Annotated in this window: 21 protein-coding genes; all 21 read right to left on the minus strand. The window is 34.0% G+C overall.

The features are described 5' to 3' along the window. Nucleotides 1-19 precede the first annotated feature (19 nt). Complete coding sequence (gene hslU / locus BED47_RS16265) at nt 20-1,411, minus strand: ATP-dependent protease ATPase subunit HslU (protein ID WP_069034514.1); 1,392 nt, start codon at nt 1,409-1,411, stop codon at nt 20-22. 11 nt (nt 1,412-1,422) lie between these two features. Continuing rightward, the gene (hslV, locus tag BED47_RS16270; RefSeq protein ID WP_056470870.1) at nt 1,423-1,968 is read right to left on the minus strand and encodes an ATP-dependent protease subunit HslV; all 546 of its coding nucleotides are present in this window, start codon (nt 1,966-1,968) and stop codon (nt 1,423-1,425) included. Nucleotides 1,969-2,015: 47 nt separating this feature from the next. Continuing rightward, the gene (gene xerC, locus BED47_RS16275; RefSeq protein ID WP_069034515.1) at nt 2,016-2,915 is read right to left on the minus strand and encodes a tyrosine recombinase XerC; all 900 of its coding nucleotides are present in this window, start codon (nt 2,913-2,915) and stop codon (nt 2,016-2,018) included. Between the two features lie 64 nt (nt 2,916-2,979). Then, nucleotides 2,980-4,284 carry an FADH(2)-oxidizing methylenetetrahydrofolate--tRNA-(uracil(54)-C(5))-methyltransferase TrmFO gene (gene trmFO / locus BED47_RS16280; protein WP_069034516.1) on the minus strand — a complete coding sequence of 435 codons (1,305 nt, stop codon included), beginning with the start codon at nt 4,282-4,284 and terminating at the stop codon, nt 2,980-2,982. A 208-nt stretch (nt 4,285-4,492) separates the two neighbouring features. After that, entirely contained in the window at nt 4,493-6,568 is a 2,076-nt protein-coding gene (gene topA, locus BED47_RS16285; protein ID WP_069034517.1) for a type I DNA topoisomerase, read from the minus strand. Between the two features lie 258 nt (nt 6,569-6,826). Further along, nucleotides 6,827-7,024: a DNA-processing protein DprA gene (locus BED47_RS23320; RefSeq protein WP_302622007.1), complete on the minus strand. Its 198-nt coding sequence runs from the start codon at nt 7,022-7,024 to the stop codon at nt 6,827-6,829. Further along, nucleotides 7,003-7,692: a DNA-processing protein DprA gene (locus BED47_RS16290; protein ID WP_084006953.1), complete on the minus strand. Its 690-nt coding sequence runs from the start codon at nt 7,690-7,692 to the stop codon at nt 7,003-7,005. The genes BED47_RS23320 and BED47_RS16290 overlap by 22 nt, the downstream gene beginning before the upstream one ends. Nucleotides 7,693-7,749: 57 nt before the next feature. Then, nucleotides 7,750-8,664 carry a succinate--CoA ligase subunit alpha gene (gene sucD / locus BED47_RS16295; protein ID WP_069034518.1) on the minus strand — a complete coding sequence of 305 codons (915 nt, stop codon included), beginning with the start codon at nt 8,662-8,664 and terminating at the stop codon, nt 7,750-7,752. Between the two features lie 16 nt (nt 8,665-8,680). After that, the gene (sucC, locus tag BED47_RS16300) at nt 8,681-9,841 is read right to left on the minus strand and encodes an ADP-forming succinate--CoA ligase subunit beta (protein WP_069034519.1); all 1,161 of its coding nucleotides are present in this window, start codon (nt 9,839-9,841) and stop codon (nt 8,681-8,683) included. A 372-nt stretch (nt 9,842-10,213) separates the two neighbouring features. Beyond that, nucleotides 10,214-10,981 carry a ribonuclease HII gene (locus BED47_RS16305; protein ID WP_025569029.1) on the minus strand — a complete coding sequence of 256 codons (768 nt, stop codon included), beginning with the start codon at nt 10,979-10,981 and terminating at the stop codon, nt 10,214-10,216. 61 nt (nt 10,982-11,042) lie between these two features. Then, the gene (gene ylqF, locus BED47_RS16310) at nt 11,043-11,942 is read right to left on the minus strand and encodes a ribosome biogenesis GTPase YlqF (RefSeq protein ID WP_025569028.1); all 900 of its coding nucleotides are present in this window, start codon (nt 11,940-11,942) and stop codon (nt 11,043-11,045) included. Between the two features lie 45 nt (nt 11,943-11,987). After that, entirely contained in the window at nt 11,988-12,542 is a 555-nt protein-coding gene (lepB, locus tag BED47_RS16315) for a signal peptidase I (protein ID WP_025569027.1), read from the minus strand. 154 nt (nt 12,543-12,696) lie between these two features. Next, nucleotides 12,697-13,041, minus strand: a complete 345-nt coding sequence (gene rplS / locus BED47_RS16320) for a 50S ribosomal protein L19 (RefSeq protein ID WP_025569026.1) — start codon at nt 13,039-13,041, stop codon at nt 12,697-12,699. 130 nt (nt 13,042-13,171) lie between these two features. Next, a complete protein-coding gene (trmD, locus tag BED47_RS16325; protein ID WP_025569025.1) occupies nt 13,172-13,918 on the minus strand; it encodes a tRNA (guanosine(37)-N1)-methyltransferase TrmD in 747 nt (248 codons plus the stop codon). After that, nucleotides 13,918-14,433: a ribosome maturation factor RimM gene (rimM, locus tag BED47_RS16330; RefSeq protein WP_025569024.1), complete on the minus strand. Its 516-nt coding sequence runs from the start codon at nt 14,431-14,433 to the stop codon at nt 13,918-13,920. The genes trmD and rimM overlap by 1 nt, the downstream gene beginning before the upstream one ends. A 248-nt stretch (nt 14,434-14,681) precedes the next feature. Next, nucleotides 14,682-14,909, minus strand: a complete 228-nt coding sequence (locus BED47_RS16335) for a KH domain-containing protein (RefSeq protein ID WP_025569023.1) — start codon at nt 14,907-14,909, stop codon at nt 14,682-14,684. 14 nt (nt 14,910-14,923) lie between these two features. After that, nucleotides 14,924-15,196, minus strand: a complete 273-nt coding sequence (rpsP, locus tag BED47_RS16340) for a 30S ribosomal protein S16 (protein WP_025569022.1) — start codon at nt 15,194-15,196, stop codon at nt 14,924-14,926. A gap of 135 nt (nt 15,197-15,331) precedes the next feature. After that, a complete protein-coding gene (gene ffh / locus BED47_RS16345; protein ID WP_025569020.1) occupies nt 15,332-16,675 on the minus strand; it encodes a signal recognition particle protein in 1,344 nt (447 codons plus the stop codon). A gap of 16 nt (nt 16,676-16,691) precedes the next feature. Continuing rightward, the gene (locus tag BED47_RS16350) at nt 16,692-17,024 is read right to left on the minus strand and encodes a putative DNA-binding protein (RefSeq protein WP_025569019.1); all 333 of its coding nucleotides are present in this window, start codon (nt 17,022-17,024) and stop codon (nt 16,692-16,694) included. Nucleotides 17,025-17,359: 335 nt separating this feature from the next. After that, nucleotides 17,360-18,352 carry a signal recognition particle-docking protein FtsY gene (gene ftsY, locus BED47_RS16355; protein ID WP_069034520.1) on the minus strand — a complete coding sequence of 331 codons (993 nt, stop codon included), beginning with the start codon at nt 18,350-18,352 and terminating at the stop codon, nt 17,360-17,362. Between the two features lie 14 nt (nt 18,353-18,366). Beyond that, on the minus strand, nt 18,367-21,939 hold the full coding sequence (gene smc, locus BED47_RS16360; RefSeq protein WP_069034521.1) for a chromosome segregation protein SMC: 3,573 nt from the start codon (nt 21,937-21,939) through the stop codon (nt 18,367-18,369). Nucleotides 21,940-22,146: the final 207 nt, after the last annotated feature.

Consider the following 22,146-nt stretch of genomic DNA (forward strand, 5'->3'; position numbering starts at 1 on the left):
AACATGTTCTTTAACTAAATTATAAAATGAATTGACTGATATCTTTATCTTTTGCAATATTTGCGAGCTTTTCATTTACATATTGAGGTGTAATCATAATTGTTCCCATTTGAATTTCAGAAGCTTCAAACGATAGGTCTTCAAGAAGCTTTTCCATAATAGTATGCAATCTTCTTGCGCCTATATTGTCTGTTGTCTGATTAACTTCAAATGCTATTTCTGCTATTCTACGTATAGCATCGTCAGAAAATTCGATTTGTATACCTTCTGTAGACAATAAAGCTTTATATTGTTTAATAATTGAAAAATCAGGCTCAACTAAAATACCAACAAAATCTTCAACAGATAATTTCCCTAATTCTACACGAATTGGGAAGCGACCTTGTAATTCAGGTATTAAATCTGATGGTTTGGAAATATGGAATGCACCTGCTGCAATAAATAGAACATGATCCGTTTTAACCGGTCCATATTTTGTCACAACCGTACTTCCTTCAACGATTGGTAAGATATCTCTTTGTACGCCCTCTCTCGAAACATCTTGAGTAGAGTTTTGCTTACTTGCAATCTTATCAATTTCATCAATGAAAATAATCCCTAGTTGTTCAGCTCTATAAACTGCTTCTTGTGTTACTTCATCCATATCGATTAATTTCTGAGCTTCTTCATTCGTTAAAATCTTACGAGCTTCTTTAACAGGAAGCTTTCTTTTTTTAGTTTTCTTTGGAAATAGACTACCTAATGACTCTTGGAAGTTCATTCCCATTTGTTCCATTCCAGTTCCTTGCATAAAATCTAGCATCGGAGCTTGTTGTTGCTCTACTTCAATAGATACAAGTTCATCTTCTAGTTTTCCAGATAATAGTTGAAATTCTATATTTCTTCTTTTAGATGTTAATTCTGTATCATTCTCTTCTTGCTCAGCATTCGAGTTTTGTGAATCTTGATTAAAAAGCATCTCAAGTGGGTTTTTGAATGAAGCTTGTTTTTTCATACTTGGTGCTAAAAGTTTAACTAATCTTTGATTCGCATTTTTTTCAGCTTGATCTTTCACCTTATTCATACGCTCTTCTTTTACAATTCGAATAGAAGTTTGGACTAGATCACGAACCATTGATTCTACATCTCTACCAACGTAACCAACTTCTGTAAATTTAGTAGCTTCAACTTTAATGAATGGTGCACCAACTAGTTTTGCCATCCTTCTAGCAATTTCAGTTTTACCAACACCTGTTGGACCAATCATTAAAATATTTTTTGGTGAAATTTCATCACGGAATGACTCTTCAAGTAAACTTCTACGATATCGATTTCTGAGTGCAATTGCTACTGCTTTTTTCGCTTGTTGCTGTCCAACAATATATTGATCAAGTTTTTCAACAATTTGACGAGGCGTGAAAGAAGTACTCATAATACACTCTCCTATTCTAATTCTTCTAAAATTATATTTCCGTTCGTATACACACAAATATCACTTGCAGTTTTTAAACTAGCATAGGCAATTTGTTTTGCTGAGAGATTTTCCCCTGCGTTTTCCTTTAGCGCACGGCCTGCTGCAAGGGCGTAATTCCCTCCAGAACCGATTGCAAGAATTCCATCGTCAGGCTCAATTACTTCACCAGTACCAGAAATTAATAATAATGAATTATGATCCATTACGATTAGCAATGCTTCAAGTTTATGTAATACTCGATCTGTTCTCCATTTTTTTGCTAATTCAACAGCAGCTCGTTGAATATTACCATTATATTCAACTAACTTGCCCTCAAAAAGTTCGAATAAAGTAAATGCATCTGCAACAGATCCTGCAAAACCAGCTAAAACTTTTCCATTAAAAAGCTTTCTAACTTTTCTTGCAGTATGCTTCATTACTACTGCATTTCCAAAAGTTACTTGGCCATCACCAGCCATGGCACTTTTACCATCGTGTCTGATTGCGAAAATCGTTGTAGCATGAAAATTGGACATGTGAATCCTCCTTAGAAATGTCGATTAATTTCTAAAATTGAGCGAATTTATGCTCTAGGATGATGTAAATTGTATACCTTTTGTAATCTTTCCTTCGTTACATGTGTATAGATTTGAGTAGATGATAAATTCTCATGCCCAAGTAATTCTTGAACACTACGAATGTCAGCACCGTTATCAAGCATATGCGTAGCAAAGGTATGCCTTAACATATGTGGATAGATTTTATTAGTCAACGAAGTATCTTTGATCATTTTTTCTAATATACCACGGACACCTCTTGCCGTTAGTTTTGTACCACGGTGATTCAAAAAAAGATCGTCATTCATTTGCTTGTTAGCTACTATCAGTCTATTTCGGCCATCTTCTATATATGTATGAAGAGCTTTTTCTGCATAACTGCCAAAGGGAATATACCGCTGTTTATTCCCTTTGCCCGTTACTAAAATAGTCCCAATTTGAAAATCTATGTCTTTTAATTTCAAATTACAGCATTCGCTTACTCGGATTCCGGTAGCATATAGCAATTCTAAAAGAGCTTGATTTCTTTGTCCAAGTTCCGTATCTAGATCGCTAATCTTAAATAGTTTTTCAAGTTCTTCCTTGTACAAAAATCTTGGTATCATAGTTTCTTTTTTAGGAAGTGACGCTAATACAAAAGGATTCTCTTTTGCTTCATTTTCTCTCATAAGAAAACGATAGAAACTTCTTAAACAAGAAATATGCTTTGAGACTGTACGTCTTGATAGCTGTTTGTCATGCAAAGTTGTTAAATAGAGACGAACATCAGAATAAGTAACTGAAGAAAATGAAATAATGGATTGTTGCTCCATAAAAACTAGAAATTGTTCAACAATTTTTTTATAACTATTTAATGTGTATTGTGAAGAGTTTTTCTCTAATTGTAAATACTGAATGAATAATTGACACAATATTTTAATATTCAAGGTAATTTCTCCTCACAAGCCACTACATACTAACATATTAAGTAGCTATTTGCAATTTATTTTCTTAACATTCTACAAAATTCATAATTGATTCTAATGCACGGTTTGCATAAGCTTCATATCGTTCTTGTTTTCTTTTAATTTTGACATCAAGCCTAGGGAATAGACCGAAATTAGCATTCATTGGTTGGAAGTGTTTTGCACTTGTTGTCGTTATATAATTAGCCATACTTCCAATTGCAGTTTCTGCTGGGAATACGACTAACTCTTTTTCCATTACGTATCTAGCTGCATTTATTCCCGCTACTAAACCAGATGCTGCAGATTCTACATAACCTTCCACTCCAGTCATTTGACCTGCAAAGAATAAATCTTCACGTCCTTTAAAACGATATGTTGCTTCTAATAGATTCGGTGAATTTATAAACGTATTTCGATGCATTACACCATATCGTACGATCTCAGCATTCTCAAGGCCAGGTATTAATTGTAAAACTTCTTTTTGAGGCCCCCATTTTAAATGCGTTTGGAATCCTACTATATTATATAAAGTTCCAGCACTGTCATCCTGGCGTAGTTGAACAACTGCATACGGCGTTTTACCAGTCTTTGGATCCTCTAAGCCTACTGGTTTCATTGGTCCAAATAATAATGTTTGCTTTCCACGTTTAGCCATTACTTCAACTGGCATACAACCTTCAAAGAAAATCTCTTTTTCAAATTCTTTTAAAGGAACTGTTTCTGCAGTAGTTAATGCTTCATAAAAACGATCAAATTCCTCTTCTGTCATTGGGCAATTTAAGTAAGCTGCTTCACCTTTATCATATCTTGATTTTAAATATACTTTATTTAAATCAATACTTTCTTTTTCAACTATTGGAGCCGCTGCATCATAAAAATAGAAATAATCTTCACCCGTTAATTCTTTTAATTGCTGTGATAATTCAGGTGATGTTAAAGGTCCTGTTGCGATAACTGTTGGTCCTTCAGGAATTTTAGTCATTTCTTCGTTATGCACAGTTACATTTGGATGATTTTTTACATATTCAGTTACACGGCTAGCAAACTCATGTCGGTCTACAGCTAACGCACCACCTGCTGGTACAGCACACTCATCAGCAGATCGAATAATAACTGAATCTAATCGTCTCATTTCCTCTTTTAATACCCCTACAGCGTTCGTTAGTGTATTCGCTCTTAGTGAATTACTACAAACTAACTCAGCAAACTTATCAGTATGATGAGCAGGAGTTTGTTTAACAGGTCTCATCTCGTATAAATGTACTTTAATTCCTCTTTTTGCGATTTGATAAGCAGCCTCGCTTCCTGCTAATCCTGCTCCAATTACATTAATAAATTGTTCTTTCATTGTTAACTCCTTCTACGCTGATTCAATCAAAATTACGTAATCATATTTTATAATTTTTTACTTAATGATTTCTTAATTAAAAGTTGATATGAAAAGTAAAAGTGAGCAAATAAATTGCTCACACTTTTATTTAGACAAATTCTTTAGGAAATATGAATTTCAGACTGATTTGCTAAAAAGTCTTAAGGTAAGTAAGTAAATTAATTACTCACACTTGTTGGTCCTCTTTGTAGTCACATGATACACATTGAACTTGAATACCTTTTTTCATTTTCTTTTCAACTAATAAGTTTTCACATTTCGGACATGGTCTTGCAATTGGCTTATCCCATGATAAGAATTCACATTCTGGATAATTCGTACATCCATAGAATATTCGATTCTTTTTCGATTTACGCTCAATTATATTCCCATCTTTACATGTAGGACATTTGACACCAATATCTTTTACAATTGCTTTTGTATTTCTACAATCTGGAAAGTTTGAGCACGCCATGAACTTACCGTATCTGCCCATTTTAAATACCATCGGGCTTCCACATACTTCACAGTCTTCACCAGCAGGTTCATCTCTAATTTCAACTTTTTGCATTTCTTTCTCAGCTATTTCTAAGTGTTTCTCAAAACCTCTATAAAATTGATCGATGATTTGAATCCAATTCACATTGCCGTCTTCAATTTTATCAAGGTCACCTTCCATTTGAACCGTAAACTCAATATTAATTACTTCTGGGAAAAACTCAACGACTAAATCAAATACTATGTGACCTAGTTCAGTAGGTACAAAACGTTTATTATCTAATGAAACATATCCACGTTTTTGAATCGTTTCTAAAGTTGGTACATATGTTGATGGTCGACCTATTCCTAACTCTTCAAGCGTTTTTACTAATCTAGCTTCCGTGTATCGCGGAGGTGGTTGAGTAAAATGTTGTTCAGGTAATATATCTTCTAATTTAACTTTTTCACCTTCAGCTAATGGTGGAAGGATACGATCTTTCTCTTCTGTGCCATCATCATTACTTTCTATATACACCTTCATAAAACCAGGGAATTTAACGACTGACCCATTTGCTCTAAATATTACATCATTATTAATTAAGTCAACTTTAACCGTATCTAGTACTGCAGATGCCATCTGACTAGCAACAAATCGTTCCCATATTAATTTATAAAGTCGATATTGATCACGGCTAACATGTGCTTTGATTGTATCAGGCGAACGTAATGTAGACGTTGGTCTAATTGCTTCGTGTGCATCTTGTACTTTATCTGATTTTTTTTCACTTTTTTTATTTGTAGCAACAAAATCTGCACCATAAGTGTCAATTATATAAGATTTTGCTTCCTCAGCCGCAACATCGGATATTCTAGTTGAATCAGTTCTCATATATGTGATTAATCCAACCTGTCCTCCACTACCAAGCGAAATTCCTTCATATAATTGCTGTGCAATCATCATCGTTTTCTTTGCACGCATATTTAATTTTCTAGCTGCTTCCTGCTGTAGTAAGGATGTAGTAAAAGCAGTTGCTGGATTACGTTTACGTTCTTTTCTAGTAACACTTTGAACTTCAAAGTGTTCACCTTTGATTTGTGATAAAATATTTTTCACGTCAGTCTCAGAATTTAATTCCAACTTTTTACCATTAACTCCGTAAAAAGAAGTATCAAATGTTTCTTTCTTTGTTAAAGCTTTACTTTTAATTGTCCAATATTCTTCAGGTTGGAAGATTTGAATCTCTTTTTCTCGTTCGATAATTAGTCTAAGAGCGACAGATTGAACTCGACCAGCACTTAAGCCCTTTTTCACTTTCTTCCATAATAATGGGCTAATGTTATACCCTACTAAACGATCTAGTACACGTCTTGCTTGCTGGGCGTCTACTAAATTCATATTAATTGGTCTAGGCTTTTTAAATGACTCTTTAATAGCGTCTTTTGTAATTTCATTAAACACTACACGGCAATCCGATGATGTATCGATATTGAGTGTATTCGCAATATGCCACGCTATTGCTTCACCTTCACGATCTGGATCGGCTGCTAGATAGATTTTTTTTGCTTTTTTCGCAGCAGATCTTAAATCCTTTAAAACTGGACCTTTTCCACGGATTGTTATGTATTTTGGGTTGTAATCGTTTTCTATTTCAATCCCCATCTGGCTTTTAGGTAGATCTCGAACATGTCCCATTGATGCGATTACTTTGAATTTTTTACCTAAGTACTTTTCTATTGTTTTAGCCTTTGAAGGGGACTCCACTATAACTAAATTTTCTGCCATCTTTTAAGCCTCCCGAGAGTTTCCTATTCTTTACTCTCTGTATTCCTTATTTCTTTCTTTAATTCTTATGTATTCTCAAATAGATTCATAATAAGAAGAGTTCAATTTATATTTTTGATTTTCCTTCATACAATTTCAAATTGTATAGTTTATTCTATACATTAGTCAAATTTTATTTAGATATAAAATAACACAAGTCGCATTAGTATTGTCAATATTTTGTAATATAAACATATTTTTTTATTTTTTAGTATATTCCTAAAATTCCTCTAAAATATCATTTGTACATGTAATTAATTTCGCTCCATCCTGAATTAATCGATGATTCCCTTTATATTCTTCCATTATAATCGGACCTGGCACTGCAAATACCTCTCTATTATATTGAATTGCAAAATTTGCAGTAATCATTGTCCCGCTCTTCTCCTTAGCCTCTAAACGATTAAACCTTTTGATAAACCAGCAATAATTCTATTTCTTCTAGGAAAATATCTTTTTTCTGGTCTAATATAATATGGATATTCGCTAATAACTAAATGATTTATAGATAGCTCATTAAATAAGTTACAGTTTTCCTTCGGATATATATAGTCTAACCCACATCCAACAACTGCAATCGTTGTTCCGTTGTGGAAAATAGCTGAATTATGTGCAATTGAATCACATCCAGATGCCATTCCACTAACAATAACACAATTTTCTCTTATCAGACCTATTATTAATGAATCACAAATAATTTTCGCAAATGAGGTTGGTTTTCTTGCCCCAATTATACTCAACATAAATTGTTTATTTAGGATATTTTCATTACCTTTTAAATATAAAACAAACGGAGGGTCACATATTTCTCTTAACAAATCCGGATATAAATCATCATAAATTGTAATAATTTTAATATTTTTTTTATAGCTTTCTTTTAAAATATCAAAAATGGAAGTTGAATGAAGTTGATTATATAATTTATCAGCGGCCTTAGAAGTCATTTGAAATGTAGTTTTAAATGTGGAAGGTGAATATTGATAGAGGTTTTCTAAATCATGATCATAGAGAAGAATCTTCTTGATTGCTTGATAGTTTTCAAATAAAAAATGATGCAAATGAATAAGTCGAATTTTCTTTTCCATGTATTCTCCTTTCTTATAAGAAAGTAGCCTCCTATCGGAGGCTACTTATAATTATTCTTATACTAAAGCTTCATGTGTCTTACATTGTTCATATAAGCCACGCTCTTTTAATGCACCAATTAAAGTTTCGCCCATTACTGCAGGAGTAAGTGCAACTTTAATGCCACAGCTTTCCATTGTAGCCATTTTCTCTTTAGCAGTACCTTTACCGCCTGCGATGATTGCACCAGCATGTCCCATACGTTTACCTTCTGGAGCTGTTTGACCGCCAATGAATCCTACTACTGGTTTCGCCATATTAGCTTGTACCCACTCAGCAGCTTCTTCTTCTGCAGTTCCACCGATTTCACCAATCATAATAACTGCATAAGTTTCTGGATCTTCATTGAATGCTTTTAATACATCGATGAAGTTTGTTCCATTTACAGGGTCTCCACCAATACCTACAGCTGTAGATTGACCAATACCAGCTTGAGTTAATTGATGTACAGCCTCATAAGTTAATGTACCAGAACGTGATACGATTCCTACATGACCTTTTTTGTGAATGTAACCAGGCATGATACCAATTTTACACTCATCTGGAGTGATAACACCAGGACAGTTAGGACCAACTAATCTAGTCTTTTTGCCTTCCATGTACTTTTTAACTTTTACCATATCAAGTACTGGAATACCTTCTGTAATACAAATCGCGATATCTAATTCTGCATCAACTGCTTCCATGATTGCATCAGCAGCAAATGCTGGTGGCACGTAGATTACAGATGCATTAGCACCAGTAACTTCAACTGCATCTTTAACTGTATTGAATACAGGTACGCCAGCAATGTCAGTTCCACCTTTACCAGGAGTTACACCACCAACGATTTTAGTACCATACTCTAACATTTGAGTTGTATGGAATAAGCCTTGTGAACCAGTAATACCTTGTACAATGACTTTAGTATCTTTATTAATGAATACGCTCATTTTTATCCTCCCTCTCTTAGCCTACAAGTGCAACGATTTTTTCAGCGCCATCAGCCATTGAATCTGCTGCAACAATGTTTAAGCCAGACTCATTAAGAATCTTCTTACCTAATTCAACATTCGTTCCTTCTAAACGAACTACTAATGGTAAGTGTAAACCAACTTGTTTAGTTGCTTCGATTACACCTTCAGCAATAACATCACACTTCATGATGCCGCCGAAGATATTAACGAAAATACCTTTAACATTTTGGTCAGAAAGGATGATTTTAAACGCTTCAGTAACTTTCTCAGCTGTAGCACCGCCCCCCACATCAAGGAAGTTAGCCGGATCTCCACCGTAGTGTTTAATGATATCCATTGTAGCCATTGCTAGACCAGCACCATTAACCATACATCCGATATTTCCGTATAAAGAAATATAGTTTAAGTCATACTTAGAAGCTTCGATTTCTTTTGGATCTTCTTCTTCTAAGTCACGGTAAGCTAAAATGTCTGCATGACGATATAAAGCATTTGAGTCAAAGTTTAACTTTGCATCTAATGCCATTACTTCTCCATCACCTGTAACTACTAATGGATTAATTTCAGCGATTGAGCAATCTTTTTCGATAAACGCAGTATATAAGCCCATCATGAACTTAACAGCTTTGTTTACTAAGTTGCTTGGAATGTTGATATTGAACGCAATACGACGTGCTTGGAAGCCTTGTAGACCTACTGCTGGATCAATATACTCTTTAAAGATTTTTTCAGGTGTTTTTTCAGCTACTTCTTCAATTTCAGTTCCACCTTCTTCAGAAGCCATTAATACAACTTGTGAAGTAGCGCGGTCTAAAACTAAACCAACATAATACTCTTTTTTAATATCGCAGCCTTCTTCGATAAGTAAGCGCTTAACTTCCTTACCTTCTGGTCCAGTTTGATGAGTAACTAATACTTTACCTAGAATTTCACTAGCATATGTATTTACTTCATCTAAATTTTTCGCTACTTTTACGCCACCCGCTTTACCGCGGCCACCAGCGTGAATTTGAGCTTTTACTACGCATACAGCTGTACCTAATTCTTTAGCTGCTTCTACTGCTTCTTCAACTGTGAAAGCAACTTTACCATTTGGTACTTTTACGCCATAGCCTCGTAGGATTTCTTTCCCTTGATACTCATGGATATTCATGATCCATCCTCCCCTTTTAGAACAAGACAAATTAAAACACATCCCTATTGTATCTCTTACAGAATATACTGTAAATACTTTAGTAGAAAAGAATTAAATATTCTATGTTTTTATATAGAAAACCCTTTCAGATACAATAGTCAATGTAGTTTATCATATTACAATATTATTTTTCCAATAATTTATCCTTGTCCAATAAAAAATAAATTAACGACAGTTAGGAGCATTTTAATTTTAGGTTTTTATCATTTCGATTTATTTATCTACTTTGTACAAAATTAAAATGTTATGTAATATTAAATGTCGTTAATCTAATCTATTTTAGACTACTTCAGTAAATTGATGTAGTCTAACTTCCAATTATTTTTACAATCAAACTTTTTCTTTGATTGGTGCAAAGGATCTTCTATGTTCATTAATTATTCCATGCTCATCGATCGCTTTTAAATGTTCCTTTGTTCCATATCCCATATGCTTTTCAAATCCATAGTTTGGGTGTTTTACACTAAGTTCGCACATTAAAGAATCTCTTGTTTCTTTTGCAAGTACTGAAGCAGCTGCTATACTAATGCTCGTTGCATCGCCCTTAATGATTGATGTTTGAGAAATATCCAGTGGTAGTTTCATTGCATCAATTAATAAATGTTCAGGCGAATGAGTAAGTTGTTCGATCGCACGTCTCATCGCTAATTTAGTCGCTTCATAAATATTGATTTCATCAATTTCTGTTGAACTTGCCATACCAACTCCATAAGAAATTGCTTCTTCCTTGATCCGCTTTACGAAATACTGTCGTTTTTCTTTAGATAATTTTTTGGAATCATCTAACCCAATTAGCTCAGTATTTTCCGCTAAAATTACTGCCGCTGCTACAACAGGACCAGCTAATGGACCTCTACCAACTTCATCTACTCCTGCAATTAACTTTATATTTTGGCTATAAAGATTCTGTTCATATTCCATCATTTTAAGGAATTTCTCCCTAGCTAAATCTCTTTTTTCTTGTTCTCTATACCATTTAGCAACTAGTTTTTGCACACCAATTCTTTGATCACTTTCAAATTCTTTTAAGAGTTCGTTCGTAGGGTCAGTTATTTCACTTAGTATATTTTTTATTTCATCTATTTTCAGAGACATAATATAGAACTCCTTTTATCTTTGTTTGGACCATAAAATTTCATTAAAAAAGAAGAAAGTACGCTTATTCTTGCGCACTTTCTTCTAATATTTCATCAGTTACTTCAAGCATTGATGGATTTTCGAAAGTTAATCTTCCTAATTTCCCTGCTCTTAGCTCACGTAAAAATAAATCAGATGTTTTATCATAATCTATCATTCCGCCTGACATAAGTAATCCACGTTTCTTTCCAATATGATCAAAAATATCAACGACTTCTTCAGAAAATAAAACTTCCTCATTCATGTCATATCTATCTTTTAATACATTTGGATAAAACTCTCTTAAATATTTAATCGCATAAATCATTACTTCTTGTAGGTTAATGATACTATCTTTTATTGCCCCTGTAGTTGCTAAACGAAGACCTACAAGTTGATCTTCAAATTTAGGCCACAATATACCCGGTGTATCAAGCAGTTCAATTTCTTTCCCTACTTTTATCCACTGCTGTGCTTGCGTTACGCCTGGACGGTCACCAGTTTTAGCAATATTTTTTCGTGCGAGCTTATTGATTAAAGTCGATTTTCCTACATTCGGGATCCCAACTATTAATGCTCGAATTGCGCGTGGTTTAATCCCTTTTGATCTCATTTTATCAAATTTCTCTTTTACAAGTATTTCACAGGAAGAAATAATCGCTTTTAACCCTTGTCCAGATGCTGCATCAATAGCAATTGCCATTACGCCTTGTTTTTCGTAATGTGCTAACCATTGCTGAGTAATTCTTGGATCTGCTAAATCTGCTTTATTTAATAAAAGTAATCTCGGTTTATTTGAAATTATTTCATCGATCATTGGATTTCTAGAAGCAGCAGGTACCCTTGCATCTGCTAATTCAATTACTACATCAATTAGTGAAAGTTTTTCTGTAACTTGTCTTCTAGCTTTTGCCATATGGCCAGGAAACCATTGAATCGTCATGTTGCCACCTTCTTATACATTGAATAATCAAGATTAATTTGGCTTTTATTTCGCCATTTCAACCTCAGATAACGGCCAAAAAACAAAACTTGCTCGGCCTAAAATTTCTTTTTGACTAACTGTTCCGATAATACGACTATCTTTACTTAATCGACGATTATCCCCTAAAACGAATACTTGTCCTTTAGGTACAGTTTTTCTACCAGTAATCTCTTCTAACTTAAAGTCTTCAGTTAGAGGACCATCTGTCGTTTCTTTTTTATATTCGTTCAAATATGGTTCTTTATACGGTTTACCGTTAACATATAGGACATCATTTTTATATTCTACTGTGTCACCAGGTAAGCCAATCACTCGTTTAATATAATCTTTTTCCTTTGTAGCATGGAAGACTACAATATCAAAACGTCTAGGTTCATGTAGTTTGTATACGATCTTATTTACAATCATTCTACTTTGATCCTGTAGTGTTGGCATCATTGAGATACCGTCAACTAAAACCGGTGTAAAAAGGAATGTTCGAATACCAAGTGCAAGTACAAGCGCAATAAAAATTGTTTTAACTAATTCCCAAATTCCACCACTATTGCTTTCTTTCAACCTAATCCCTCCATTTTATAACCATACGTTTTGCAGTTTTAACCAGTTAAGTTAATAACTTAATTTATGTATTCTATTTTACTTTTTATTATATCCATAATCTACAAATATTGGAAAAAAAGGAGCTTGTTTAATACAAGCTCCTTTCAAAAGACTATCGAAGTTCTTTAATTCTTGCTTTTTTACCAGTAAGTGCACGTAGGTAGTAAAGTTTAGCACGACGTACTTTACCGCGACGAACAACATCTAATTTAGCAATTTTTGGAGTGTGAATTGGGAACGTACGTTCAACACCAACTCCGTAAGAAATTTTACGAACTGTGAAAGTTTCGCTAATTCCGCCACCACGACGTTTAATAACTACACCTTCGAATAATTGGATACGCTCACGAGTACCCTCAACAACTTTAACGTGAACTCGTACAGTATCACCAGGACGGAATGCTGGTAAGTCAGTTCTTAGTTGTTCTTTTGTAATTTCGTTGATTAAATTTTGCATAATGTATGCTCTCCTTTTCCAACCGATGCTCTTACAAGATTTAGTGACTCGCAGCGGAACACCGAGAATAAAGGCTTAAGTATTTACTCAAGCCACAAGTTATATTAACATATTCTATTAGTGCACGCAACTAGTTTTCTTTGTTTAATTCTTCTTTTACTTGCTCCATCCATTTTGACTCTATTTTAGAAAGAGAGTAGTTTTCGAGTAAGTCTGGACGTCGCGTGATCGTTCGTTTAAAAGATTGCTTTGTTCGCCATTCTTCGATTTTCGCATGATTTCCTGATAATAAAACATCTGGTACTTTATGACCTCTAAATTCTGCAGGTCTCGTGTAATGAGGATGCTCTAATAAGCCTGTACTAAATGAATCTTCAATTTTTGAAGTAGTATTACCAAGTACCCCAGGTAATAAACGAACAACGCTATCAGCAATAACCATAGCACCAAGTTCTCCACCTGTTAATACATAATCCCCAATTGAGATTTCATCCGTCACTACATGTTCACGAATTCGTTCATCATAGCCTTCATAATGTCCACAAATAAAAATTAAATGCTCTTCTTTTGCAAGCTCTTCAGCTTTACGTTGATTAAATCGCTCTCCTTGAGGGCATAGAAGGACTACTCTCGGCTTATTCTCACTTTTTGATACTAATTCATCAACAGCATCAAAAATCGGCTGTGGGGCTAGTACCATACCAGCGCCGCCACCATATGGATAATCATCAACATTTGAATGTTTATTCGTAGAGTAATCTCTAAAATTTACACAGCGAAATTTAACCGCCTCTTTTTCTTGTGCTTTTTTTAAAATAGAAGAATTTAAAACTCCTTCAAACATTTCTGGAAAAAGGGTTAAAAAGTCTAATTTCATCATAATAGACCTTCCATTAATTCGATTTTAACCTTTTTATTCGCTACATCTATTTCTTTCACAATTTGCTCGATATAAGGAATAAGAGCATCTTTTTGACCTTTTCTTTGAATAACCCATACATCATTTGCGCCTGGAGATAATATTTCTTTTATTTTTCCGATTTCTTCTCCATCAATTGTCTCAACAGCACAACCAATAATTTCATGGTAATAGTACTCATTTTTATCTAGCTCGTGTAATTGATCTTCAGTAATCTTTAAAATCCCATTCTTAAGTGGTTCTACAGAGTTTAAAGACTCATACCCTTCAAATGTAAGTAAATCAAAATTTTTATGTACACGGTGACTTGTTACGACTAATTCAATTGGTGTCGATTCGTTTTCCTTAAAGAAATATAGTGTATTACCTTTTACGTAACGTTTTTCTGGAAAATCAGTTCTTGAAATAACACGAACCTCTCCTCGAACTCCATGTGTATTTACAATTTTTCCGACATTTAAATATTTTTTCATTTTTTTACCTCTATATTAAAATTTCTATGTTTATGATTAGTTTGACCATTTAGATGGTATATATGTCTATCTGAGACCTTAGACGGTTAATACAAGATGTCTAATGCCAAGTATAGCATATCTAAAAGTCATAAAAGCATTAAAAGCTACCTCAAAGTTCAAACGACAACATGTTATTGGAGAGCTAGTGCTCGTAAACTCTGTAATGTTGAAAACGGCCCTTAGCTATAGCCAAGGACCGTTTTACTTTACTGAATATCTAAGTGAATACGTTTTGCGTGTTCATTACTTGCTGCATATACAACCGTACGAATCGCTTTAGCAATTTTACCATGTTTGCCAATCACTCTACCAGCATCTTCAGGGTTTACCTGTAAATGAAAGAATAGATTGTTCTCATCTTCTTTAACTTGAAGTGAAATATCCTCTGGATGATCTACAAGACTTGAAACAATTGCATTGATGAGTGTATTCATCTTTTTTTCCATAATTACTTGCCGTTGCGAGCGTTGTGGAATTTCTCTAAGATACCAGCTTTAGAGAATAAGTTACGAACTGTATCAGATGGTTTAGCACCTGTTCCTAACCATTTTAATGCTGCTTCTTCGTTAATTTTGATTTCAGCTGGTTGAGCAACTGGATTGTAAGTTCCAATTTCCTCGATGAAACGTCCATCACGAGGAGAACGAGCGTCTGCTACTACTACACGGTAAAAAGGAGATTTTTTAGCTCCCATACGTTTTAAACGAATTTTAACTGCCATTTTTAAAGCACCTCCGAAAATATTTACAACGATTTATATATTATCAAAAACCAATACTGTTTGTAAAGTAAAATTTCTTAACAGCATAATTTTTTATTAAATGATGTTTAAATGCTGGAAAATTATACAAATAGGTTAGAATAAGCCCGGAAATTTAAAACCTTTCTTCTTCCCTTTTTGCATACCGCCCATCATTTTCATCATTTTTTTCATTTCTTCAAACTGTTTTAATAAACGGTTTATTTCTTGTACAGGGCGACCAGAACCTCTAGCTATTCGCTTTCTGCGACTTGAGTTAATAATATCTGGTGTAAGCTTTTCCTGCTTTGTCATCGATTGAATAATTGCCTCTACATGAGCGATTTGTTTATCGTCAATTTGCAGATCATTCAATCCTTTAATTTTGTTTGCACCTGGCATCATTTTTAAAATATCACCAAGTGGTCCCATTTTTTTAACTTGAGAAAGTTGGTCTAAGAAATCATCTAAAGTAAAAGATGCATTTCTTAATTTTTGTTCCATTTCTTTTGCTTTTTCTTGGTCTACGTTTTCTTGTGCCTTTTCAATTAAAGTAAGCACATCACCCATTCCTAGAATACGTGATGCCATTCGTTCTGGATGGAACGGCTCAATTGCATCTAGTTTTTCACCAAGTCCAACAAATTTAATTGGAGTATTTGTAACTGCACGAATTGATAATGCGGCACCACCACGAGTATCGCCATCAAGCTTCGTTAAAACGACTCCAGTTAAACCTAATTGATCATTAAAGCTTTGTGCCACATTGACTGCATCTTGTCCTGTCATTGCATCAACAACTAGGAAGATTTCTTCAGGTTTTGAAAGTTCTTTAATTTGTGCAAGTTCTTCCATTAAACCTTCGTCAATATGTAAACGACCTGCAGTATCAATTAGGACATAGTCATGATGTTCATCCTTAGCGTGTTGAATCGCTTGTTTCGCAATTTCAACCGGACTTACTTGATCTCCTAATGTAAATACAGGCAAATCTAGTTGTTTACCTAATGTTTGAAGCTGTTTAATCGCGGCAGGACGGTAAATATCTGCTGCAACTAAAAGTGGCTTACGATTGTACTTTTTTCGAAGTAAATTCGCTAATTTACCAGTCGTTGTTGTTTTACCAGCACCTTGTAAACCAACCATCATAATAACAGTCGGCGGGCGATTTGAAACAGCAATTTTGCTTTGTTCTCCACCCATTAATGCCGTTAGTTCTTCTTGAACTACCTTTACAACATGTTGACCAGGCGTTAAGCTTTGTAATACTTCTTGTCCTACAGCTCGTTCAGAAACACGTTTCACAAAATCTTTAACAACTTTAAAGTTAACATCCGCCTCTAGTAAAGCAAGACGAACTTCTCTCATCATTTCCTTGACATCAGATTCAGATACTTTACCTTTGCCTCGAACCTTTTGTAATGTCTTTTGAAGTCGGTCGGCTAATCCTTCAAATGCCATAAAACCGTCCTCCTTATTATTCTAATTTCTCTAACGCATCGATCACTCGAAGAAACTCGTCATCTACAACTTTACCTTTTTTAGCATAAGTTTTCAAATGATTTAAAAGTTCATTTCGTTGTTGAAATTTTTTTAGAAGTAATAATTTCTCTTCATATTCTTCTAACATAGCTTCAGTACGTTTTATATTATCATAAACCGCCTGTCTACTAATGTTAAACTCTTCCGCAATCTCACCTAAAGAATAGTCATCCAAATAATATAATGACATATAGCTTTGTTGTTTAGGAGTTAAAAGAGAATGATAAAAATCATATAGATAATTGATTCTCATCGTCTTATCTAACATTGTATGATCTGCCAAAACTATCACTCCTTTGTTAAGTGAATTGCCTTTACATATGCTAGTTTACCTAATACACAAATATCTGTCAAGTTTTTTACTTGACGATTAATGAAAATCAAAACAACGAAATTAATTTGAACTTTTATCCTAATTGTCTTAACTTTAGCAAATTTGAAACTTACGTTATTTGTTAGTTAATTTCCAATGTTGAGTCCTTGCTTTATGTGGGCCATCTTGCATTCTTTCAACATGGTCTTACCAATCTTGTTATTAACATATTTAAAAAAAAGTGGATATGTCTTTTTAATTTAAACAGATCCACTTCAATTCTTAATTACTTATGCTTCTTTATTTATTAAATCTCCAAATAGGCCATATACAAATTGTTCTGCTTGGAATGGTTGTAGGTCGTCCATTTGTTCGCCAAGGCCAACGAATTTAACGGGTACTTTTAGTTCGTTTCGGATTGCTAAAACAATACCACCTTTAGCCGTTCCATCTAGTTTCGTTAAGACGATACCAGAAACATTTGTAGCTTCGGAGAATGTTTTCGCTTGAACAAGACCATTTTGGCCAGTCGTTGCATCAATTACTAGTAATACTTCGTGTGGTGCACCAGGTACTTCTCTAGCAATGACGTTACGTACTTTTTCAAGTTCTTTCATTAAGTTTACTTTATTTTGTAGGCGGCCTGCTGTGTCACAAAGTAAAACATCGACTTTACGAGCTTTTGCAGCTTGAACTGCATCATACATTACTGCAGCAGGGTCTGATCCTTCACCTTGTTTAATTGTTTCAACACCGACACGATCTCCCCAAACTTCTAATTGTTCAATCGCTCCGGCTCTAAATGTGTCTCCAGCAGCAAGTAGTACTTTTTTGCCTTCAGTTTTTAGTTTATGAGCGATTTTACCAATTGAAGTCGTTTTTCCTACACCGTTAACTCCAACGAATAAAACAACTGTTAAACCATCAGGATTTAAATTTAACTCAAATGAATCATCTGTTAAATCATTACCTTTATACAATTCAACTAATTTTTCAGAAATAACCTCTTGTACACCTTTTGGATCTTGAATATTTTTTCGTTTAACTTCAAATTTCAAGTCCTCTACTAATTCCATTACTGTGTTTACACCAACATCAGCCATAATTAGAATTTCTTCAAGTTCTTCAAAAAAATCTTCATCTACTTTACGGTATCTAGCAAATAAATCGTTTAACCCTTCTGTCAGGTTATTTCTAGATTTCTCTAATCCAGATTTAAATTTTTGAGTCACTGACTCCGTTTGCTTCGAGATTGTTTCTTTTAATTTCTTAAAAAAGCTCATAATTTCAATCCTTTCTAATTACCATTCGATAATAATGCTTCACCTTCATCTAAACGAACTGATACTAGCGTAGAAACTCCGTATTCTTGCATTGTAACACCGTATAATACATCACATTCTTCCATCGTACCTTTACGGTGTGTAATAACAATAAATTGAGTTTGTTCACTAAAGTATTTTAAGAACTTTGCAAATCGAGCTACATTGGCTTCATCTAGTGCAGCTTCCACCTCATCAAGTACACAGAAAGGTACTGGACGTACTTGTAAAATAGCAAAAAGTAGAGCAATTGCAGTAAGCGCTCGTTCGCCTCCTGATAATAGGCCTAAATTTTGAAGTTTTTTACCTGGAGGCTGTGCAACAATATCAACACCTGTTAACAATAAATTTTCCGCATCCGTTAGAACTAAATCAGCTCTTCCGCCACCAAACAACTGAGTAAAGACGACTTGGAATTTTTCACGAATTGCACTAAAACTTGTTTCAAAACGTTTTGTCATTTCTTCATCCATCTCACTAATTACATTGTAAAGTGTGATTTTTGCTTCATTTAAATCAGTTCTTTGTTCTTGAAGAAAATCATGACGTTCAGATACACGTTCATACTCATCAATTGCACCAATATTAACAGTTCCTAATTCCTCAATTGAACGCTTTAATAGTTTAACTCGTTTCCTTGCATCATCAACTGTCATTTCAAGTGTATATTTCATTTTGGCCGCTTCGTAAGTAGTCATATACTTTACATTTAGTTGTTCAAGACGATTTTCAAGCTCTACATCCAGTCGATTACTATTTACTTCTTGCTGTTTTAGTAAATCAGAAAGTGACTTATATTGACGTTGCTTTTCACGTAATGATTGAACATAATCTTCTAGTTCTGTTTGGTAAGCACTTCGTTGCTCTCGACGTTTCGAAATAATTTCTGTCGTTTTTGAAAATTCAATTCGAGTATCCGAAATGATTTTCTCGAGCTCTTCCTTACCATTTTCATTCGTCATAAGTTCACTTGATAAGAAGATTATTTTTTCCTTCGTTTCTTCAAGAATTTGCTTTTGTTTTATCGAATTTTCCTCAAACTGGCGAATTCTTTCGTTACTATAACTTAACTTTTGCTCTTCTTGTGCTAGAGAAATTTTTAGACTAGTTAACTTCGATTGTAATTCATCTTTAATTTCCTTTTGATTTAGTTTCCGTTCAGTTAATTCATTGATTTTCTGTTCTTTTGAAATAATCTCATTTTTTACATTAGCTTCTAATGATGATAATTCCTCTAGACGGTCTTTAACCTTTAATAAATCACTTGCTGAACTTCCCATTTCTAAATCATAGATTGCTAAAGCATCGTTTATATTCTTTTCTTCAAATTCGATACTTTTTAGTTGTTCCATAATTGAAACAATTAATTGCTTAACATTTTGAATTTCATCATTTAACGTTTGAGCTTTAGAAGAACTTTCTAGATTTGTCGTTTTAAGCGTTTGAACCTCATTTTCAAGCAAGTTCGTCTTTTCTTGCATATCCTTTAGCTTTACAGTGATTTCTTCTAATTCTCGCTGTCTTCCTATAAGTGAAGAATTCGTTGTTCGAACGGCTCCACCAGTCATCGCTCCACCAGGATTAACTACATCACCTTCAAGCGTGACAAAGCGATAGCGATGCCCAACGAGTTTAGCCAACTCATTAGCACCTTTTAAATCTTGTGCGATTAAAACAGTTCCAAGTAAGTTTTGAATCACTTGCTCATACTCGCTTGAATAACTAACAAGTGATGATGCAACCCCAATAAAGGAAGGATTTCTTTTTAATCCTTCAATTACATTAGCTGGTACAAAACGAGCTTTAACAATATTCATTGGTAAAAATGTAGCTCGGCCTAATCGTTGTTGCTTTAAAAATTGAATTGCTCTTCTAGCATGCTCGTCATTTTCAACAACAATTTGTTGTGTAGCTGCACCTAGTGCAATTTCAATTGCAATTTCGTATTGTTTGTTTGTTGTAATTAGTTCAGCAATTGCACCTTTAATACCTTCTAGTCTTGTGCCTCTTGCTTTCAATATTTCTTTAACACCTTGATTAAAACCAGCAAAATCTTCTTGAAGTTCTTCAAGTGTTTCTTTTCTAGATTTTGTTTGTTGAATAAACTGATAAGCTTTATTAAGTAATTCTTCTTTTTCCTTTAAAACTGTTGAAGTTTCATTGTACTGCTTATTCAGAGATTCAAACTTTCCATTTAACTCTTTAAACGTTAAATCAAATTGTTCTTTTTCATTAAGCAACTCAGTTTTTCTATTCTGTAATTGCTCTCTTTGACGAATGTATTTTTCATTTTCTAAATCTAATCGACTCGATTTTACTGAATATTGCTGGCTTTGTTTTTCAAGCATCGTTTTTTCATTTTTTATCGATGCTTGATTATTTAAAAGCTCAATATAATCAGATTTTATTAATTCGATTTGTTCTTCAATATCACCCTCATAAGATGTAATCTCATTTTGGATCTCAACAATATTTGTTCTCGTTTTGTTTACATTTTGACGAGAAAGTTTTTCTTGTTCTTTTTCTACTTCGATTAATTTAGTCGTCTCGTTTATTTGTTCAGTAACTTCATCAATCTGTTTTCTTAATTGTTCAGATTGAGTTGAAGTATTTCTTTTTCGCTCCTTCATTAGCTCTTTCTGACCTTCAAATTTTTCCAAGTTCTTCGTTACACTTAATAAAACTTGCTGCAATTGATCGATTGATTCATCTAATGCATTTAACTTCTCTTGTAATTCGTGTTGTTTTGATTCTTCAGTCGAAATCTCTGTCGATAACGCAATCTCTAAATCAGAATTTTGGGCAATTTCTCGTTTAAGCTCTTCCCATTTCTGGTGAAGCGATTCAATTTCGTATACTAAGAGAGCTGCCTCAACCTGTTCTAGCTCATCCCTATGTTCTATGTATTCCTTTGCAATTGAAGCTTGCATTCTTAATGGTTCAATTTGAGAACTTAATTCAAATAAAATATCATCAACTCGATTTAAGTTTTCTTGCGTTTCGAATAATTTTGCTTCAGCCTTTTTCTTTCGGTTTTTATATTTTAATACTCCAGCTGCTTCTTCAAAAATTCCTCTTCGCTCTTCTGGCTTACTGCTTAATATTTCTTCAACTTTCCCTTGAGAAATAATAGAGAATGCCTCTCTTCCAAGTCCAGAATCCATAAATAAATCAACAATATCTTTTAAGCGACAAGATTGTTTATTAATATAAAAATCACTATCTCCAGAACGGTAAACACGTCTAGTTACACTTACTTCACTATACTCAAGTGGTAATTGTTGATCTTCATTATCTAAAGTCAAAGTAACTTCTGCATAATTTAAAGGTTTTCTTCCATCACTACCAGCAAAAATGATATCCTCCATCTTCGCTCCTCGTAATGATTTGACTGACTGTTCGCCTAATACCCATCTAATGGCATCTGTAATATTACTTTTACCACTTCCATTAGGGCCTACAACTGCTGTAACACCTTTTACAAAATCGATCGTAACTCGCTGAGCGAATGATTTAAATCCAATTATATCTAGTCGTTTGAGGAACAACTGAATTCCCCCTTTTTGATTTAATTATATACACAAAAACTCCCCCATAAAAGGGGGAGCAGACTGCCCGCCAAACACTCGCTTTCTTCGTTGCTTCACCTGTCTAACGGTGCTCTTTATCATCTATGATAACTTAAACTCCTCACCAGGCTTCAACCCTCGAATGTCAAGCGCTTGCAATCAGTCTAAAAATCAAGTTTGATTGTT

This window comes from Gottfriedia luciferensis (genome assembly GCF_001712755.1).
In the GTDB taxonomy this organism is placed as follows: domain Bacteria; phylum Bacillota; class Bacilli; order Bacillales; family Bacillaceae_G; genus Gottfriedia; species Gottfriedia luciferensis_B.

What these genes read in the sequence shown, in the direction of transcription:
- hslU (WP_069034514.1), bottom strand. Translation starts at nt 1,411, where the DNA reads ATGAGTACTTCTTTCACGCCTCGTCAAATTGTTGAAAAACTTGATCAA.
- hslV (WP_056470870.1), bottom strand. Translation starts at nt 1,968, where the DNA reads ATGTCCAATTTTCATGCTACAACGATTTTCGCAATCAGACACGATGGT.
- trmFO (WP_069034516.1), bottom strand. Translation starts at nt 4,284, where the DNA reads ATGAAAGAACAATTTATTAATGTAATTGGAGCAGGATTAGCAGGAAGC.
- topA (WP_069034517.1), bottom strand. Translation starts at nt 6,568, where the DNA reads ATGGCAGAAAATTTAGTTATAGTGGAGTCCCCTTCAAAGGCTAAAACA.
- BED47_RS16290 (WP_084006953.1), bottom strand. Translation starts at nt 7,692, where the DNA reads ATGGAAAAGAAAATTCGACTTATTCATTTGCATCATTTTTTATTTGAA.
- sucD (WP_069034518.1), bottom strand. Translation starts at nt 8,664, where the DNA reads ATGAGCGTATTCATTAATAAAGATACTAAAGTCATTGTACAAGGTATT.
- sucC (WP_069034519.1), bottom strand. Translation starts at nt 9,841, where the DNA reads ATGAATATCCATGAGTATCAAGGGAAAGAAATCCTACGAGGCTATGGC.
- ylqF (WP_025569028.1), bottom strand. Translation starts at nt 11,942, where the DNA reads ATGACGATTCAATGGTTTCCTGGCCATATGGCAAAAGCTAGAAGACAA.
- rplS (WP_025569026.1), bottom strand. Translation starts at nt 13,041, where the DNA reads ATGCAAAATTTAATCAACGAAATTACAAAAGAACAACTAAGAACTGAC.
- trmD (WP_025569025.1), bottom strand. Translation starts at nt 13,918, where the DNA reads ATGAAATTAGACTTTTTAACCCTTTTTCCAGAAATGTTTGAAGGAGTT.
- rimM (WP_025569024.1), bottom strand. Translation starts at nt 14,433, where the DNA reads ATGAAAAAATATTTAAATGTCGGAAAAATTGTAAATACACATGGAGTT.
- BED47_RS16335 (WP_025569023.1), bottom strand. Translation starts at nt 14,909, where the DNA reads ATGAATACACTCATCAATGCAATTGTTTCAAGTCTTGTAGATCATCCA.
- rpsP (WP_025569022.1), bottom strand. Translation starts at nt 15,196, where the DNA reads ATGGCAGTTAAAATTCGTTTAAAACGTATGGGAGCTAAAAAATCTCCT.
- ffh (WP_025569020.1), bottom strand. Translation starts at nt 16,675, where the DNA reads ATGGCATTTGAAGGATTAGCCGACCGACTTCAAAAGACATTACAAAAG.
- BED47_RS16350 (WP_025569019.1), bottom strand. Translation starts at nt 17,024, where the DNA reads ATGTTAGATAAGACGATGAGAATCAATTATCTATATGATTTTTATCAT.
- ftsY (WP_069034520.1), bottom strand. Translation starts at nt 18,352, where the DNA reads ATGAGCTTTTTTAAGAAATTAAAAGAAACAATCTCGAAGCAAACGGAG.